General features: G+C 69.3%; 15 protein-coding genes. 6 read left to right on the top strand and 9 right to left on the bottom strand.

The features are described 5' to 3' along the window. Positions 1-49: 49 nt before the first annotated feature. The 6 genes from MUY22_RS17820 to MUY22_RS17795 form a co-directional block, all read right to left on the bottom strand. Positions 50-1,231, bottom strand: coding sequence for an ABC transporter ATP-binding protein (locus MUY22_RS17820; RefSeq protein WP_247061048.1), 1,182 nt, complete (start codon positions 1,229-1,231; stop codon positions 50-52). A 2-nt stretch (positions 1,232-1,233) separates the two neighbouring features. Further along, positions 1,234-2,073: a carbohydrate ABC transporter permease gene (locus tag MUY22_RS17815; RefSeq protein ID WP_247061047.1), complete on the bottom strand. Its 840-nt coding sequence runs from the start codon at positions 2,071-2,073 to the stop codon at positions 1,234-1,236. After that, on the bottom strand, positions 2,073-3,044 hold the full coding sequence (locus MUY22_RS17810; protein ID WP_305879371.1) for a carbohydrate ABC transporter permease: 972 nt from the start codon (positions 3,042-3,044) through the stop codon (positions 2,073-2,075). Before MUY22_RS17810 ends, MUY22_RS17815 begins: the two co-directional genes overlap by 1 nt. Then, the gene (locus MUY22_RS17805; protein WP_247061046.1) at positions 3,041-4,363 is read right to left on the bottom strand and encodes an ABC transporter substrate-binding protein; all 1,323 of its coding nucleotides are present in this window, start codon (positions 4,361-4,363) and stop codon (positions 3,041-3,043) included. The genes MUY22_RS17810 and MUY22_RS17805 overlap by 4 nt, the downstream gene beginning before the upstream one ends. Before the next feature lie 244 nt (positions 4,364-4,607). Continuing rightward, positions 4,608-5,123, bottom strand: a complete 516-nt coding sequence (locus MUY22_RS17800) for a general stress protein (protein ID WP_247063953.1) — start codon at positions 5,121-5,123, stop codon at positions 4,608-4,610. A 217-nt stretch (positions 5,124-5,340) separates the two neighbouring features. Further along, positions 5,341-6,537 carry an acyl-CoA dehydrogenase family protein gene (locus MUY22_RS17795; protein ID WP_247061045.1) on the bottom strand — a complete coding sequence of 399 codons (1,197 nt, stop codon included), beginning with the start codon at positions 6,535-6,537 and terminating at the stop codon, positions 5,341-5,343. Positions 6,538-6,677: 140 nt separating this feature from the next. On the opposite strand from MUY22_RS17795, the gene MUY22_RS17790 reads away from it, so the two are divergent. Together MUY22_RS17790 and MUY22_RS17785 are read left to right on the top strand one after the other, a co-directional pair. Beyond that, positions 6,678-7,103 (top strand): DUF4190 domain-containing protein, encoded by a 426-nt coding sequence (locus MUY22_RS17790; RefSeq protein ID WP_247061043.1) that lies wholly within the window; start codon positions 6,678-6,680, stop codon positions 7,101-7,103. A 41-nt stretch (positions 7,104-7,144) separates the two neighbouring features. Continuing rightward, entirely contained in the window at positions 7,145-7,822 is a 678-nt protein-coding gene (locus MUY22_RS17785) for a DUF4190 domain-containing protein (protein ID WP_247061042.1), read from the top strand. Here the strand turns inward: MUY22_RS17785 and MUY22_RS17780 are convergent. After that, positions 7,819-8,730, bottom strand: a complete 912-nt coding sequence (locus MUY22_RS17780) for a slipin family protein (RefSeq protein WP_247061041.1) — start codon at positions 8,728-8,730, stop codon at positions 7,819-7,821. The genes MUY22_RS17785 and MUY22_RS17780 overlap by 4 nt on opposite strands. Before the next feature lie 95 nt (positions 8,731-8,825). Here MUY22_RS17780 and MUY22_RS17775 point away from each other — a divergent pair, with 95 nt between their 5' ends. From MUY22_RS17775 to MUY22_RS17760, 4 genes are read left to right on the top strand one after another with little or no spacing between them, the layout of a single operon-like run. Further along, positions 8,826-9,734: an aminoglycoside phosphotransferase family protein gene (locus MUY22_RS17775; RefSeq protein WP_247061040.1), complete on the top strand. Its 909-nt coding sequence runs from the start codon at positions 8,826-8,828 to the stop codon at positions 9,732-9,734. 10 nt (positions 9,735-9,744) lie between these two features. Continuing rightward, positions 9,745-11,043: a magnesium transporter MgtE N-terminal domain-containing protein gene (locus MUY22_RS17770; RefSeq protein ID WP_247061039.1), complete on the top strand. Its 1,299-nt coding sequence runs from the start codon at positions 9,745-9,747 to the stop codon at positions 11,041-11,043. Beyond that, the gene (locus MUY22_RS17765; RefSeq protein ID WP_247061038.1) at positions 11,036-11,545 is read left to right on the top strand and encodes a DUF1003 domain-containing protein; all 510 of its coding nucleotides are present in this window, start codon (positions 11,036-11,038) and stop codon (positions 11,543-11,545) included. Before MUY22_RS17770 ends, MUY22_RS17765 begins: the two co-directional genes overlap by 8 nt. Before the next feature lie 10 nt (positions 11,546-11,555). Beyond that, a complete protein-coding gene (locus MUY22_RS17760) occupies positions 11,556-12,701 on the top strand; it encodes an Mrp/NBP35 family ATP-binding protein (RefSeq protein ID WP_247061037.1) in 1,146 nt (381 codons plus the stop codon). 73 nt (positions 12,702-12,774) lie between these two features. Here MUY22_RS17760 and tatB read toward each other — a convergent pair whose 3' ends face one another. Beyond that, complete coding sequence (gene tatB, locus MUY22_RS17755) at positions 12,775-13,185, bottom strand: Sec-independent protein translocase protein TatB (RefSeq protein WP_247061036.1); 411 nt, start codon at positions 13,183-13,185, stop codon at positions 12,775-12,777. Positions 13,186-13,261: 76 nt separating this feature from the next. Further along, positions 13,262-14,779, bottom strand: a complete 1,518-nt coding sequence (locus MUY22_RS17750) for a S1C family serine protease (protein ID WP_247061035.1) — start codon at positions 14,777-14,779, stop codon at positions 13,262-13,264. Between the last annotated feature and the right edge of the window lie 579 nt (positions 14,780-15,358).

Raw genomic sequence — 15,358 nt, 5'->3', positions numbered from 1 at the left:
ACCCTCAGGGACTTGGAGTCCCTGAGGGTGCCCTTCACGGCACTACCGTTCAGTCCTCGTAGGTGAGGTTCTTGCCGTTGGCCGGGTCGAAGAGCTTGACCTTGTCCGCGTCGAACCAGACCTGCAGGTCCGAGTTCTCCTTGGCGGCCGATTCCGCCGAGAGGCGGGCCACGATCTGCGACGCCGACCCCGGGACGTCGGCCGAGCCGCTGTCCGCCGCCAGTTCCGCGAGCTCCGCGGACGTGGCGGTTTCCCCGTCGACGGTGAAGTGGGCGAACTTCTCCGAGCCCATCGACTCGAGGACGTCGACGTGCGCGGTGAACGTGCCGCCGCCCGTCTTCTGGCCGGCTTCGACCAGCGCCGCGTCCTCGAAGTGCTCCGGCCGGATGCCGACGAGCACCTCACGCGGCGCGTCCGCCTTCTCCACCAGCTGCCGGATCCGATCCGTGAGCGGCGTGGTGCCCAGCGGCGTGCGCAGCTCGTTGTTCTCCAGCGTGGCCGGCACGAAGTTCATCGACGGCGAGCCGATGAACCCCGCGACGAACAGGTTCGCCGGGTTCTCGTAGAGGAACTGCGGCGCGCCGATCTGCTGCACGAAACCGCCGCGCAGCACCACGACCCGGTCGCCGAGGGTCATGGCCTCGGTCTGGTCGTGCGTGACGTACAGCGTCGTCGTGCCGAGCTGCTTCTGGATCTTCGACACCGACGTCCGCATCTGCCCGCGGAGCTTGGCGTCCAGGTTGGACAGTGGCTCGTCCATCAGGAACGCCTTGGGGTTGCGGACGATCGCCCGGCCCATCGCGACGCGCTGGCGCTGGCCACCGGAGAGGTTGGCCGGCTTGCGGTCCAGGTGCGCGGTCAGGTCGAGGATCGTCGCCGCTTCCTCCACCTTCGCCCGCACCGTCTTGTCGTCCACCTTGGCCAGCCGCAGCGGGAAGGCCATGTTCTCGCGGACGCTCATGTGCGGGTACAGCGCGTAGGACTGGAACACCATCGCGATGTCCCGGTCCTTCGGGGCCTTCTCGTTGACGCGCTTGCCGTCGATGCGCAGCTCGCCGGAGGAGATGTCCTCCAGGCCCGCCACCATGTTCAGCATGGTCGACTTCCCGCAGCCGGACGGACCGACCAGCACGAGGAACTCGCCGTCGCCGATGGTGATGTCCACTTCGGACACCGCGAGCGCGCCGTCGGGGTACTTCTTCGACACCTTGTCGAGGACGATTTCTGCCATGACTACCCCTTCACCGCACCGGAGGTCAGCCCCGCCACGATGCGACGCTGGAAGAACAACACGAACACAATGATCGGGATGGTGATCACGACCGCGGCCGCGCTCACCTGCCCGGTCGGGTCCTCGAACTGCGAGGACCCGGTGAAGAACGACAGCGCCGCCGGCACCGTGCGCGACGCCGTCGTCGACGTCAGCGAGATGGCGAACAGGAAGTCGTTCCAGCAGAAGATGAACACCAGGATCGCGGTGGTGAACACACCCGGCGCGGCCAGCGGCGCGATCACCTTCCGGAACGCCTGGGCCGGCGTCGCGCCGTCCATCTTCGCCGCCTTTTCCAGCTCCCACGGGATTTCCCGGAAGAACGCCGACAGCGTGTAGATCGACAGCGGCAGCGCGAACGTGATGTAGGGCAGGATCAGCCCCGGCCACGTGTCGAACAGCGCCAGGTTCCGCTCGATGTTGAACAGCGGCGTCACCAGCGACACCTGCGGGAACATCGCGATCAGCAGGGAGAGCCCGACCAGCAGCTGCTTGCCGGGGAACTCCAGCCGGGCGATGGCGTAGGCGGCCATCGTGCCCAGCACCACGGCGATCACCGTGGAGATGATCGCGATGCCGATCGAGTTGACCAGTGCCAGCAGGAACTCCGACGTCTGGAAGATGTCCGCGTAGTTCTGCCAGGTCCACGACTGCGGGATGAAGTACCCGTCGGTCAGCGTGTCCTTGGTCTTGAACGAGAGCGAGACCACCCAGAGCACCGGCACCAGCGCGAACACCAGCACGAGGATGTCGACGAGCCCCCAGCGAAGCTTGCGGCCCGTCGTGACGGTTCCCATCACCATCAGCGCTTACCCCCAGTGTCCGAACCCGGTGCGGCCGTGCCGAACACCTTGATGAAGATGAACGCGATGATCGCCACCGTGATGAAGATCAGCACCGCCATCGTCGACCCGATCCCGAGGTTGAGCCCCTTGACCAGGTTGTCGTAGGTCTGCATGGACACCGACCCGGTGTCCTGCGCGCCGCCGGTGAGGACGTAGATGTTGTCGAAGATCCGGAACGCGTCGAGCGTGCGGAACAGCAGCGCCACCAGGATCGCCGGCTTCATCACCGGCAGCATCACCTTCGTGAACCGCTGCCAGCCGTTCGCGCCGTCCATCGCGGCGGCCTTGAGCAGGTCGTCGGGCACCAATGCCAGACCCGCCATCAGCAGCAGCGCCATGAACGGCGTGGTCTTCCACACCTCGGCGCCGATGATGATGAACAGCGACGGCCACTGCTCGGTGAGCGGCGCGCCGTCCGAGGCGAGCCAGTTCGCCAGGTAGCCGGTCTTCGGCGTCCACGCGTAGTACCACGAGAACGCCGCGACGACCGTGACGATGCCGTACGGGATCAGGGCGACCGTCCGGACGAGACCGCGGCCGACGAGCGTCCGGTGCATCACCAGCGCCAGCGCCATGCCGAGGACGAACTCGATCGCCACGGACACGACCGTCAGGAGCATGGTCGTCCCGAACGCCGTCCACCAGTACGAGTTGGACAGCACGGCGCCGTAGTTGTCGAAGCCGACGAACTGCTGCTGCGCCGGGAACCGCAGGTCGTACCGCTGCAGCGACAGCCAGATCGAGTAGACGATCGGGTAGCCGGTGACGGCGATCATCACGACGAACGCGGGCGCGCACAGCCAGAGCCCGAGCTTCCGCTCGGCCTTCTTGCCCTCGGACAGGGCGGGTTTGCCCTTCTTGTGGGACGTCGCTCCTTCGGCGACGGTGGCCCCGGCGGTGTCGGCCGGGGTCGAATCTTGCACGGTCACGGGATCACTCCCTTCGACTGGAGCGCGTCACTGAGCTGCTGGCGCAGCTTGTCCGCGGTGGCCTGCGGATCGATTTCGGCCGGTGGCGAAAGGATCTTCGACATCACCGTCGACGCGTTCTGGTAGGCCGGGGTCAGCGGCCGGACCGCGGCGTCCTTCAGTGCGTCGAGGATCGAGTCGCGCATCGGGTACTTGATCGCCATGTTCGGGTTGTCGTCGCCCGCCGGCTTCGACGGGTCGAGCGGCGTGTCGTTGTGGTACACCGATTCGATGGTCGGCGGGACGCCGTCGTTGATCGCCGAGAACTTCTGGTTCTCCGGGCTCCGCAGGCACAACGCGGCTTCGTACGCCTCGGGCTTGTGCTGTGACAGCGAACTGACAGCGAGGTCGTACCCGCCGATCGTGGTCTTGGCCGGCGTGCCGGCCTCGGCCTGCGGGTAGACGGCCCACTTGAAGTGCGAGACGTCCGACGCCTTGTCCTTCGCGTAGGAGGCGTAGACGAACGGCCAGTTCAGCTCGAACGCGGCGTCACCGCGCTGGAACGTCTGCCGGACGTCGTCCTCCTTCGAGTTGGTCAGCGACGCGTCGGTGATCCCCGAATCGGTGATCTTCTTCAGCAGGGCGAGCGCTTTCACGGCGCCGTCGTCCATCACCACGGACTTGCCGTCGTCGGACAGGATGTGCCCGCCCATCGACGCGACCAGGGTGTTGTAGAAGACGACGAGGCCTTCGTACTGCGCGCCGGTGAAGACGATGCTGTACGGCTTGCCCTGCTGCTTGAGCTCCTGCGACTTCTGGATCGCCTCGTCCCACGTCTTGGGCGGGGTCGGGGTGATCCGGTCGTCGTACCAGAGCAGCTGGATGTTCGTGTTCTTCGGGGCCGCGTAGAGCTTCCCGTTGTAGGTCGCGGTGTCGAGCGGTCCCTGCAGGACGCCCTCGGAGGCCGCGGCCTTGTTCTGGTCCTTCCATTCATCGACCCAGCCGGCTTCGGCGAACTCCGAAACCCAGGTCACGTCGAGCCCCAGTACGTCCATCGCGGTGTCGCCCGCCGCCAGCCGCCGCGCCATCTGGAGCCGCTGGTCGTCCGAGCCGCGCTGGAGTTTGTTGTAGACGATCTCGTAGCGGCCGTTCGCCGCCTTGTTGCAGTTGTCCACGACCTTCTGGAAACTGTCCTCGGGTGCGTAGTAGACGTTGATCTTCGTGCCACCGCCCGAGCCGCAGCCGGCCACGAGACCGGTCAGCAATGCCCCTGCCCCCAGCAGGGCGGTGGTGCGGCCGGGCGATCGCCCCCGTTTGCCCGCGCCGATCCTCTTCCCCATCAGGCCTCCTCACCCGCGTGCACGCCGGTTACCGCGGTGCCCGGTGGGCACCGCGACGCGATGAGGCGAAACCGCGCCAGCACCCCGACGTGCTAGTGCTCGGGCCGCCACGCTGGTGGGCGGGGCCGCCCGACTGGTGTCGGACAACTTATGCCGGGCGATCACACCCCGCAAGCAGTATCGGTAACGATTCAGGCCAGTGCATGCCGAACTGTGATTATCGCCTGATATTGGCGGGAAACCGTCACGACGGCGGTTTCAGCGCCAGCTTCGCCAGCAGTTCCCGCGCCCGCTCGGCCGACCGCGGCTGGCACAGGACGTCGTACCGGCCCGCGACGAGCTGGCTCGCCGACGAGAAGTCCCGGCGCCCGCGCGACATGCTGTACCCGATCGCGGCGAACGCCAGCCCGGACAGCACGCCCAGCACCAGGCCGGTGAGCAGCTGCAGCGCGAACCCCTGGTTGACGAACAGCCCGAGCAGCAGGCCGGCGAAGAGGCCGAACCAGGCGCCGGACACCGCGCCGGTGGCGAGGACGCGCCCCCACGAAAGCTTCCCGATGACCCGCTCGACCAGCATCAGGTCGACGCCGACGATGGTGACGTCGCCGACCGCGAACTCGTTCTCCGCGAGGAAGTCGACCGCCTGCTGGGCCTCGCCGTAGGTCGCGTACGACCCGATCGGCCAGCCGGTCGGCGGCGTCGGCAGCCGCGGCAGGTTGCCGGGCGCCCGGCCCCCGCCAAAGGGACTACTCACCATCATCACCTGCGCAGTCGTGGGTCCTGGGCGTCCATCTTGTCAAGAACACCCGGACCGTGCGAGCCGCTTACCCCGAAAGGCCGGACGCGCCACCATGTCGACAAGTCGCTTTGCACTTTCCCCAGGAAAGATACGTCCGAGGGCCCTTCGGACGCATCTTTCCTAGGGAAAGTGACGCCCTCGGGACCTTCGGGCGCACTTTCCTGGAGAAAGTGGCGGGTCAGGAGCGGGACTTGTATTCGCGCAGCAGGCCGCGGCTGATGATGGTCTTCTGGATCTCGCTCGTGCCCTCGCCGATCAGCAGGAACGGGGCCTCGCGCATGAGCCGCTCGATCTCGTACTCCTTCGAGTAGCCGTAACCGCCGTGGATGCGGAACGAGTCCTGCGTGACCTCCGCGCAGTACTCCGACGCGATCAGCTTGGCCATGCCCGCCTCGACGTCGTTGCGCTCGCCCGAGTCCTTCAAGCGGGCCGCGTTCACCATCATCAAGTGAGCCGCCTCGACCTTGGTCGCCATCTCGGCCAGCTTGAACGCCACGGCCTGGTGCTCGGCGATCGCCTTGCCGAACGTCTTGCGCTGCTGGGCGTACTCCACCGCCAATTCGAACGCGCGGATCGCGATGCCGCACGCCCGCGCCGCGACGTTCACGCGGCCGACCTCGACACCGTCCATCATGTACGCGAAGCCCTTACCCGGCGCCTCGCCGAGCACCATGTCCGCGCCGATCTTGTAGCCGTCGAACACCGCTTCGGTGGTGTCGACGCCCTTGTAGCCCATCTTGTCGATCTTGCCGGGGATGGTCAGGCCCGGTGCCACCTCGCCGAAGCCCTCGGGCTTCTCGACGAGGAACGCCGTCAGGTTCTGGTGGGGCTTCTCGGCGCCCTCGTCGGTCTTGACGAGCAGCGCGATCAGGTTGGACGAGCCGCCGTTCGTCAGCCACATCTTGGCGCCGTCGACGACGTAGCCGTCGTCGGTCTTCTTGGCGCGCGTCTTGATCGCGGCGACGTCGGAGCCGAGGTCCGGCTCGGACATCGAGAACGAGCCCCGGACCTCGCCGGTCGCCATCCGCGGCAGGAAGTGCCGCTTCTGCGCCTCGGTGCCGTGGCGGGTGATCATGTGCGCCACGATGAAGTGCGTGTTGATCACGCCGGACACGCTCATCCAGCCCCGCGCGATCTCCTCGACGACGAGCGCGTAGGTCAGCAGCGACTCGCCGAGCCCGCCGTACTCCTCCGGGATGGTGATCCCGAACAGGCCCATCTCCTTCATGCCCTCGACGATGTCGGCCGGGTAGGTGTCGGAGTGCTCGAGCTCCTGCGCGTGCGGGATGACCTCCTTGTCCACGAACTGGCGGACGGTCGCGAGGATCTCCGACTGCACGTCGGACAGGCCGGCGGTCTGGGCGAGACGGGCCATCACGGCTCCCTTTCCGGTTACGACGCCGCTCCCGGCGCTGGGTTACCGGTGAGTATGACCCGAAACGGGCGACCCTGCTATGAGGGCGCTCACGCCCGGGCCCCTCAGCACCGTAAAGTGCGACCGGAAGGGGAGGAACCATGACTTATCCGCAGGATCCGAACGACCCGTACGGGCAGCAGCAGCCGCCGTCGGGTGGTTTCCAGCAGCCCCAGTCGGGCGGTTACCAGCAGCCGGGCTACGGCCAGCAGTACCCGCCGGGCGGCTACCAGCAGCCCGGCTACCCGCAGTACCCCGGCGGCATGGGGATGCAGCCGAAGGAAGGCTCCGGGCTCGCCGTCGGCGCGCTGATCTGCTCGATCGCCGGCATCTTCCTGTGCTTCCTGATCAGCGTCGCGGGCATCATCATGGGCCACATCGCCTACAACAAGGCCAAGGCCGGTCAGGCGGAAGGCCAGGGCCTGGCGATGGCGGCGTTCATCGTCGGCTACGCCGCGATCGCGCTCAACATCCTGGGGTTCCTCCTCTTCTTCGGGGTCGGCGCCGCGAACGGCCTCTTCCGCTGACCGGCTAAGTTGAGGTCCTGCACGCACCGAGGGGGCCCGCGATGACCGACCCGTCCGGCGACAAGGACCACCCGTCCACGTCGTACGACCCGCCGTCGACCACCGAATCGTCGTCGTACGACCCGGGGTCCTACGAACCGCCCGCGACCGCGGACCCGACGTTCGACAGCACGGTCCCGGACAGCACCATCGCCGACAGCACCGTTTCGGACAGCACCGCCACGGATCACACCGTCGCGAGCGGTACGGCCGCCGGCACGACGGTCGCCGGTGCCACGGCGCCGCCGCCGTACCCGGCCGCCGGGAGCCTGCCGCCGGGGGCGTTCGAGACGCCCGCGGCGCACATCCCCGGCACGCCGTACGCGGCCCCGGGCTACCCGCAGCAGACGTACGCGCAGCCGTACCCGCCGGCGTACGGCGCGCCCTACGCGCCGCCGGCGCCGTACGCGCAGCCGTACCCGGGCGCCCCGCGCACCCAGGACAACGCGCTCGCCATCGGCGCGCTGGTCTGCTCGATCCTCGGCTTCTGCTCCGGCATCACCGCGCTGCCCGGGCTGATCATGGGCCACATCGCGCTGAGCCGCACCAACCGCGGCGAAGGCGGCGGCCGCGGGGTCGCCACGGCCGCCGTGATCATCGGCTACGTCGTCGTCGCGCTGTGGGTCGGCTTCTTCACGACGTTCATCATCCTGGGCGTGAACGGCCAGTTCGACAGCTAGTCGGACGTCGGCAGCGCCGCGTCGCCGGGGGTGCGCGGCGCCGGGGCCGCGTGCCCGTTCGCCTCCGGTTTCGCTTCCACCGCATCGGGTTCCGGCGCGGCCTCGGGAATCGCCGGCGCGACGGGCGCCGGCGGGGCCGCGGGTGCCGCGGCCTGCTTCGGGGTGTGCGCGTCGAGGAAGCGCAGCAGCTCCACCGGGAACGGCAGGATCAGCGTCGAGTTCTTCTCCGACGACACCTGGACCACCGTCTCCAGCAGCCGCAGCTGCATCGCCGACGGCGTGTCGGCCATCGTCGCCGCGGCCTGCGCGAGCTTGTGCGACGCCTGCAGCTCACCGTCGGCCGAGATGACGCGCGCCCGGCGTTCCCGCTCCGCCTCGGCCTGCCGGGACATCGAGCGCTTCATCGCCTCCGGCAGCGCGACGTCCTTGATCTCGACCTTGTCGATGTGGATGCCCCAGTCGAGCGCCGGGCTGTCGATCATCAGCTCCAGGCCCTCGTTGAGGTGCTCGCGGTTCGACAGCAGGTCGTCGAGCTCGCTCTTGCCGATGATCGAGCGCAGCGACGTCTGCGCGACCTGCCCGACGGCGGCGCGGTAGTCCTGCACGTTGACCGCGGCGACGACCGGGTCGATCACCTTGAAGTAGACGACGGCGTCGACCCGGACGGTGACGTTGTCGCGGGTGATGCCGTCCTGCGCCGGGACCGGCATCGTGATGATCTGCATGTTGACCTTCTGCATCCGGTCCACGAACGGGACCAGCAGTTTCAGGCCGGGTTCCTGCACCCGGGACCGCACCCGGCCGAACCGGAAGACGAGCCCACGTTCGTACTGCTTGACCACGCGCACGCCGGCCGCGAGCCAAGCTCCGCCCAGTACGACGACGGCGCTGACGATCTCCACCACCATGGCTGCTCCCGGGGTTGCGATTTCCCCTGAAAACCCAGCGTACGCCCGTGGCCACCAGGGCGAAACGCGCTGGACGCGGCGACCAGACTGAGGTCGTGACCGACCTTCGCGTGCCTCCGGTCTTCGCCGCCCGCGCACCCCGCGTGCTCGGTCCCGAAGCCGTCCCCTGGCTGGCCGCCCTGCCTGCTCTCGCCACCGCGTACGCCCGCGAGTGGGGCCTGACGTTCGAGGGCGAGGCGATGCACGGCTACGTCGGCGTCGTCCAGCCCGCCCGCCGGGCCGACGGCACGCCGGTGGTGCTGAAACTGGGCTGGCGCAACGACGAGTCCACCGACGAGCCGGTCGCACTGTCCACATGGGCCGGCCGGGGTGCGGTGCTGCTGCTGGACTCCGCACCGGACGACGGCGTCCTGCTGCTGGAGCGGCTCGACGCCGGGCGCACCCTCGATCACCTCCCGCTGCGCGAAGCCGTCCCGATCCTGGGCGGGCTGGCGCGGCGGCTGGCCGTGCCCGCGCCGCCGGAGCTGACCCGGAGCGTCCGCGCCGAGGCCGCGGGGCTGGTCGAGGAACTCCCCCGGCACTGGGCCGAGCTGGGCGAGCCGTTCGACCGGCGGCTCGTCGACGACGCCGTCGCGATCTGCCGCGAGCTGGGCCCGTCCGCGGGCGACCTGCTGGTGAACGAGGACCTGCACTTCCAGAACGTGCTCGCCGGGCAGCGCGAGCCGTGGCTGGTCATCGACCCCAAGCCGCTGTCCGGCGACCTCGAGTACGGCGTGATCCCGTTGTTCTGGAACCGGTTCACCGAGTCCACACTAGACGAACGGCTGGACCTGATCGTCGCCTCCCAGGAGCTGGACGCCGGGAAGGCACGCGCCTGGACGCTGGTGCGGGCCGTGCAGAACTGGCTCTGGCGGGTCGAGGAGTCCGCCGAACACGGCGTGGACAGCGACGACCCGGCCTTCGTCACAGTGCCGGAAATCGCAGCCTGGGCGACCAGCCGATAGGGTCGGCGGCATGGCGGCGGTCAACAGGGTTTTCGCAGCTCAGCTGTCGGGTTTGCCGGTGTTCGGCCCGGACGGCGAATCCATCGGCCGGGTCCGCGACCTCGTCGCCGGGTTGCGTCTCGACACGCAGCCGCCGCGGATCCTCGGCGTGGTCGTCGAGCTGACCACCCGGCGGCGGGTCTTCGTGCCGATGCTGCGGGTCACCGCGATCGAGCCGACCGCCGTCACGCTCGCCACCGGCTCGGTCAACATGCGCCAGTTCAACCAGCGGCCCAACGAGGTCCTGGTCCTCGGCCAGCTGCTGGACGCGCACGCGTCGCTGGCCGGCTCGGACACCCGCGTCACCGTCGTCGACGCCGGGATGGAGCCGACCCGCACCCGCGACTGGGTGCTGGCCAAGCTCGCCATCCGGGAGCGGCGGGTCGGGCTGGGCCGCCGCCGCTCGGCGATGCAGGTGCTGCCGTGGGCGGAGGTGGCCGGGCTCAGCCTGACCGACATCACCGGCCAGCAGCAGGGCGCCGGGCAGCTGCTCATGCTGTTCGACACCATGCGCTCGGTCGACGTCGCCGCGACGATCCGCGACCTGCCGCTCAAGCGCCGGCACGAGGTCGCCGACGCGATGGACGACGAGCGCCTCGCCGACGTCCTCGAAGAGCTGCCCGACGACGACCAGAAAGAGCTGCTGTCCTACCTCGCCGAGGAGCGCGCGGCCGACATCCTCGAGGCGATGAGCCCGGACGACGCCGCCGACCTGCTGGCCGAGCTGGCCCCGGCCGAGCAGAGCCGGCTGCTGGAGCTGATGGAGCCGGAGGAGTCGGCGCCGGTCAGGCGGCTGCTGGCCTACTCCTCCGACACCGCGGGCGGCCTGATGACCCCCGAGCCGGTGGTCCTCACGCCGGACACGACGATCGCCGAGGCGCTGGCGCACATCCGCAACGCCGAGCTGCCGCCGGCGCTGGCCAGCATGGTGTTCGTCTGCCGGCCGCCGACCGCGACGCCGACCGGGCGCTTCGTCGGCGTCGTCCACTTCCAGCGGCTGCTGCGCGAACCGCCGGCGGAGCTGGTGGCCAGCGCCGTCGACACCGGGCTGGCCGCCCTGCGGCCCAACGCGACGCTGCCCGAGGTCACCCGCTACTTCGCGGCCTACAACCTGACCTGCGGACCGGTCGTCGACTCCGAGGACCACCTCATCGGCGCGGTGACCGTCGACGACGTCCTCGACCACCTGCTGCCCGAGGACTGGCGCGAGACCGGCCTGCACGACACGACCGGCGAGACCGGCGAACAACTGGAGGCCGAACGTGCCTGAGCTGACGTCCGGACGGCGGCTGGACCAGCCCCGCAGCCAGAACCGGTTCAAGCTGAACATCGACCCGGACACCTTCGGCAGGCTCACCGAGCGCGTCGCCCGGTTCCTCGGCACCGGCAAGTACCTGTTCTGGCAGACGCTGCTGGTGATCATCTGGATCGCGATGAACCTCACCGCCGTGTCGCTGCAGTGGGACCCGTACCCGTTCATCCTGCTCAACCTGGCCTTTTCGACCCAGGCGGCGTACGCGGCGCCACTGATCCTGCTCGCGCAGAACCGGCAGGACGACCGCGACCGCGTCTCGCTGGAGGAGGACCGGAACCGGGCCCTGCAGACCAAGGCCGACACCGAGTACCTGGCCCGGGAGCTGGCGGCGCTGCGGCTCGCGGTCGGCGAGGTGGCGACCCGGGACTACCTGCGCGGCGAGCTGGACCGGCTGCGGGAGGACCTCGACGTCCAGCCCAGGAAGGCCAAACCGAACCGCGCTCCTACCGGGTCGTAACATCGACGGGGTGACCAGCACTCAGCAGCTCCCCAGCGTCGATGACGTCCGCAGCGCGCTGAAGAGCGTGCAAGATCCCGAGATCCACAAACCGATCACGGACCTGGGGATGGTGAAGGACGTCGTCGTCGGCGAAGACGGCGTCGTCACCGTCGGGATCTACCTGACGGTGGCTGGCTGCCCGCTGAAAGCGACCCTGACCAAGGACACGCAGGACGCCGTCTCGAAGCTCCCCGGCGTCGCCGACGTCCGGGTCGAGCTGGACGTCATGAACGACGAGCAGCGCACCGAGCTGCGGAAGTCGCTGCGCGGCGAGGCCACCGAGCCGGTGATCCCGTTCGCCCAGCCGGGCTCGATGACGCGGGTGTACTGCATCGCCTCGGGCAAGGGCGGCGTCGGCAAGTCGTCGGTCACCGTGAACCTGGCCGCGGCGATGGCCCAGCGCGGGCTCTCGGTCGGCGTCGTCGACGCGGACATCTACGGCCACTCGATCCCCCGCATGCTGGGCACCCGCGAGAAGCCGACCAAGGTCGACACGATGATCATGCCGCCGCAGGCGCACGGCGTGAAGGTGATCTCGATCGGCATGTTCACCCCGGGCAACACCCCGGTGGTGTGGCGCGGCCCGATGCTGCACCGCGCGCTGCAGCAGTTCCTGGCCGACGTCTTCTGGGGCGACCTCGACATCCTGCTGCTGGACCTGCCGCCGGGCACCGGCGACATCGCGATCTCGGTGGCCCAGCTGATCCCGAACGCGGAGATCCTGGTCGTCACCACCCCGCAGCAGGCGGCGGCCGAGGTGGCCGAGCGCGCGGGCGCGATCGCGCTGCAGACGCGTCAGCGCGTCGCGGGCGTCATCGAGAACATGTCGTGGCTGGAGCAGGCCGACGGGTCCCGCCTGGAGGTCTTCGGCTCGGGCGGCGGCCAGACGGTGGCGGACTCGCTGACGAAGTCGATCGGCTCGGAGGTCCCGCTGCTGGGCCAGGTGCCGCTGGACCCGCGCCTGGTCGAGCAGGGCGACTCGGGCACACCGCTGGTGCTGTCCGCGCCCGACGCGCCGGCGTCCGTGGTGCTGAAGGAAGCGGCGAAGAAGCTGACGGTCCGGGCGCGCGGGCTGGCCGGGATGATGCTGAACGTGACGCCCGCGGGCCGCTGACCCCTTAAGTCCGTGAATGCCACATCGAGGGACCTGAAGTCCCTCGATGTGGCATTCACGGACTTTCGGTGAGCTACGTGGCGTCCGGGTCGATCGGCGGACGCTCGCCGGGCTTCAGCGGCTCCGGCTGGGGCTTCGTCTGCGCGGCGGTGTAGCCGTTCGTGCCGTTGGTCCCGTTGCCGCCGTTGGTGATGCCCTTGAGGCCGAGCGGGTCGCTGTCACCGTCGAACAGGTGCTGCGTCACCACCCGCTTGGGGTCGAAGTTGCGCAGCCCGCGCAGGTCTTCCAGCGGCTTGCGCAGCTGGTCGAACTCCGGGCCCATCTCCTCGCGGAGCTGCTCTTTCGCCCCGGTCGCGAAGTCGCGGACCTTCTTCACGCTCTTCGCCATCCAGGACGCCGCCTCGGGCAGCCGTTCCGGGCCGAGGATGAAAAGACCGGCGATGATGAGGACGAGGATTTCCCCCCATCCGACACTGTCGAACACCGTCAACCTCCGCTCGGAACCTACTGGCTCAGGGTACTCGCCACCGGCCCCGCTCAAGCAGGCCGAACGTCCGAACTCAATCCGAAGCCAGAGTTACGTCCACGACGAAGCTGGCACCGTCACGTGCCAGCGACACCGGGACCACCTCGCCGACGTCGTGCGCGCGCACCGCGACCGTCAGTTCCGCGGAGTCGCGGACCAAGCGGGTGCCGATCTTGGTGATCACGTCGCCCTCCTTGATGCCCGCGTTCGCGGCCGGGCCGCCGGGGGCGACGTTCTTGACCTGCGCGCCCATCGTGGACGAGCCGGCGACCGTCGAGGACGCGTTGATGCCGATGTCGGCGTGCTGGACCTTGCCGTCCTTGATCAGCGCCTTCGCGATCTTGATCGCGTAGTCGCTCGGGATGGCGAAGCCGATGCCGATGCTGCCGCCGTCCGCGCTGGACGAGCGGATCGACGAGTTGATGCCGACCAGCGCGCCGGTGGCGTCGACGAGGGCACCGCCGGAGTTGCCGTGGTTGATCGCGGCGTCGGTCTGGATGGCTTCGTAGGTGACCGGCGCGGCGCCGTTGTCGCCGCCGGCGGTGATCGGCCGGTTCAGCGCGCTGACGATGCCCGCCGTGACCGAGTTCTGCAGCGCCAGCGGCGAGCCGATGGCCATCACGGTGTCGCCGACCTGCAGGTCCGAGGACTTGCCGATCTGCAGCACTGTCGGGTTGGTGACGTTGACCTTCACCACCGCGAGGTCGGTCTTCGGGTCGGTGCCGACGAGCTTGGCGTCGGTGCGGGTGCCGTCGATGAAGATCGCGGTGATCTTGACGCTCGGATCCGCGGCGGCGGAGCTGATCACGTGGTCGTTGGTGAGGATGTAGCCCTGCGGGTCGATCATCACGCCGGAGCCCTGTTCGCCGGACTCGGCGCCGGGCTTGAACACCTCGAGCGAGACGACGGCCGGGGAGACGCGCTTGGCGATCTCGGCGACCGAGCCGGCCGGGCGTTCCTTGGCGGCCTCGGCTTCGGAGATCGTCGCGGAGCCGGTGAGCTCGGTGCCGGTGTCGGCGGCCCACCAGCCGACGAGCCCGCCGACGGCCCCGACGAGCAGCGCGACGACCCCGAGCAGGATCAGCGCCTTCGGCTGCACCCGGCGGCCGAACAGCACCTCGGGCAGGCTGAGCAACGCCCCGGGCGGACGTCGAGCGGGCTTTTCCTCGTCTTCGGCGGGCATCGCGGGCCCGGCGAGCACGGCCCCGGCGCCCGGATCGCGCCACGGATCACCCGTCCCGGTCCACAACGGCGGCTCGGCCTGCGACGCATCCCCGACAGCCTCCCGCGGCCGTTCCAGCAGAACGCCTTCGGCCCCGGGCGGCCGGCTGAACGCCTCGGCCAGCGACTCGGGAGCGGGCGGCGTCAGCTTGACGCCGTTGGCCTGCTGAGGGGTGTAGAGCTTGTCGAACGCCCCGTCGACCCCTTGCGGGCGGCCGAACACCGCGGCCTGCCCCGGATCGACGGCCGGCCGCGCCAGCGGGCGCGGCCCCAGCCGGTCGGCATCACGCGCGCCGGGCTGCTCGGGATTCACGTTCGGCTCGGTCATCATTCCCCGGTGCTGAAGATCAGGTGGCTGGGCGTGACGATACCCAAGCCCGGTGCGCCGAGTCTGCCGGTACGGCGGTGAAATGGCTGTTTCTTGGCCGAGTCGTCGGGTGAAGCGGCCGGTTGACCAGGTGGAGCACGCCGGGTTCTGCGGGCGCGGTTTCCCAGGCGGAGCAAGCCGAGTTGCCCATGCGAGGCAGGTCGGTTCCCAGGCGGAGCCCCCGCGCCAAGCGGGACGGTTCCCCCAGGCCGAGCCAGCCGAGTTCAGTCAGAACCGGGCGATTTCCAGGCAAAAGGCCGGTTGCCCACAGGCAGAACCGCAATGTGGACAAATCGCCGTCGCCCCTCGCGAATGGTCATTTCCGTCGGAGGTCGCCGATAGACTGGACTCGGGGCAGCCCCCCAGGGACGGGCGGGGGGCGCTTTCGATCGGCAGGCCCGGCCCCGAGCAGTTCTGCGGCCGCCGGGACCTGGTCTGATCGGGCCGCGCACTGGGCTACGCCAGGAGTCTGCGTACCGGGCCGCGGATGAGCCAAACGCACGGAAAGGCCACCTCGAGATCGAGGTGGCCTTCAGAACGAAA

The organism is Amycolatopsis sp. WQ 127309, from assembly GCF_023023025.1.
GTDB lineage: Bacteria > Actinomycetota > Actinomycetes > Mycobacteriales > Pseudonocardiaceae > Amycolatopsis.
This window is presented reverse-complemented; position numbering and strand designations above follow the sequence as displayed.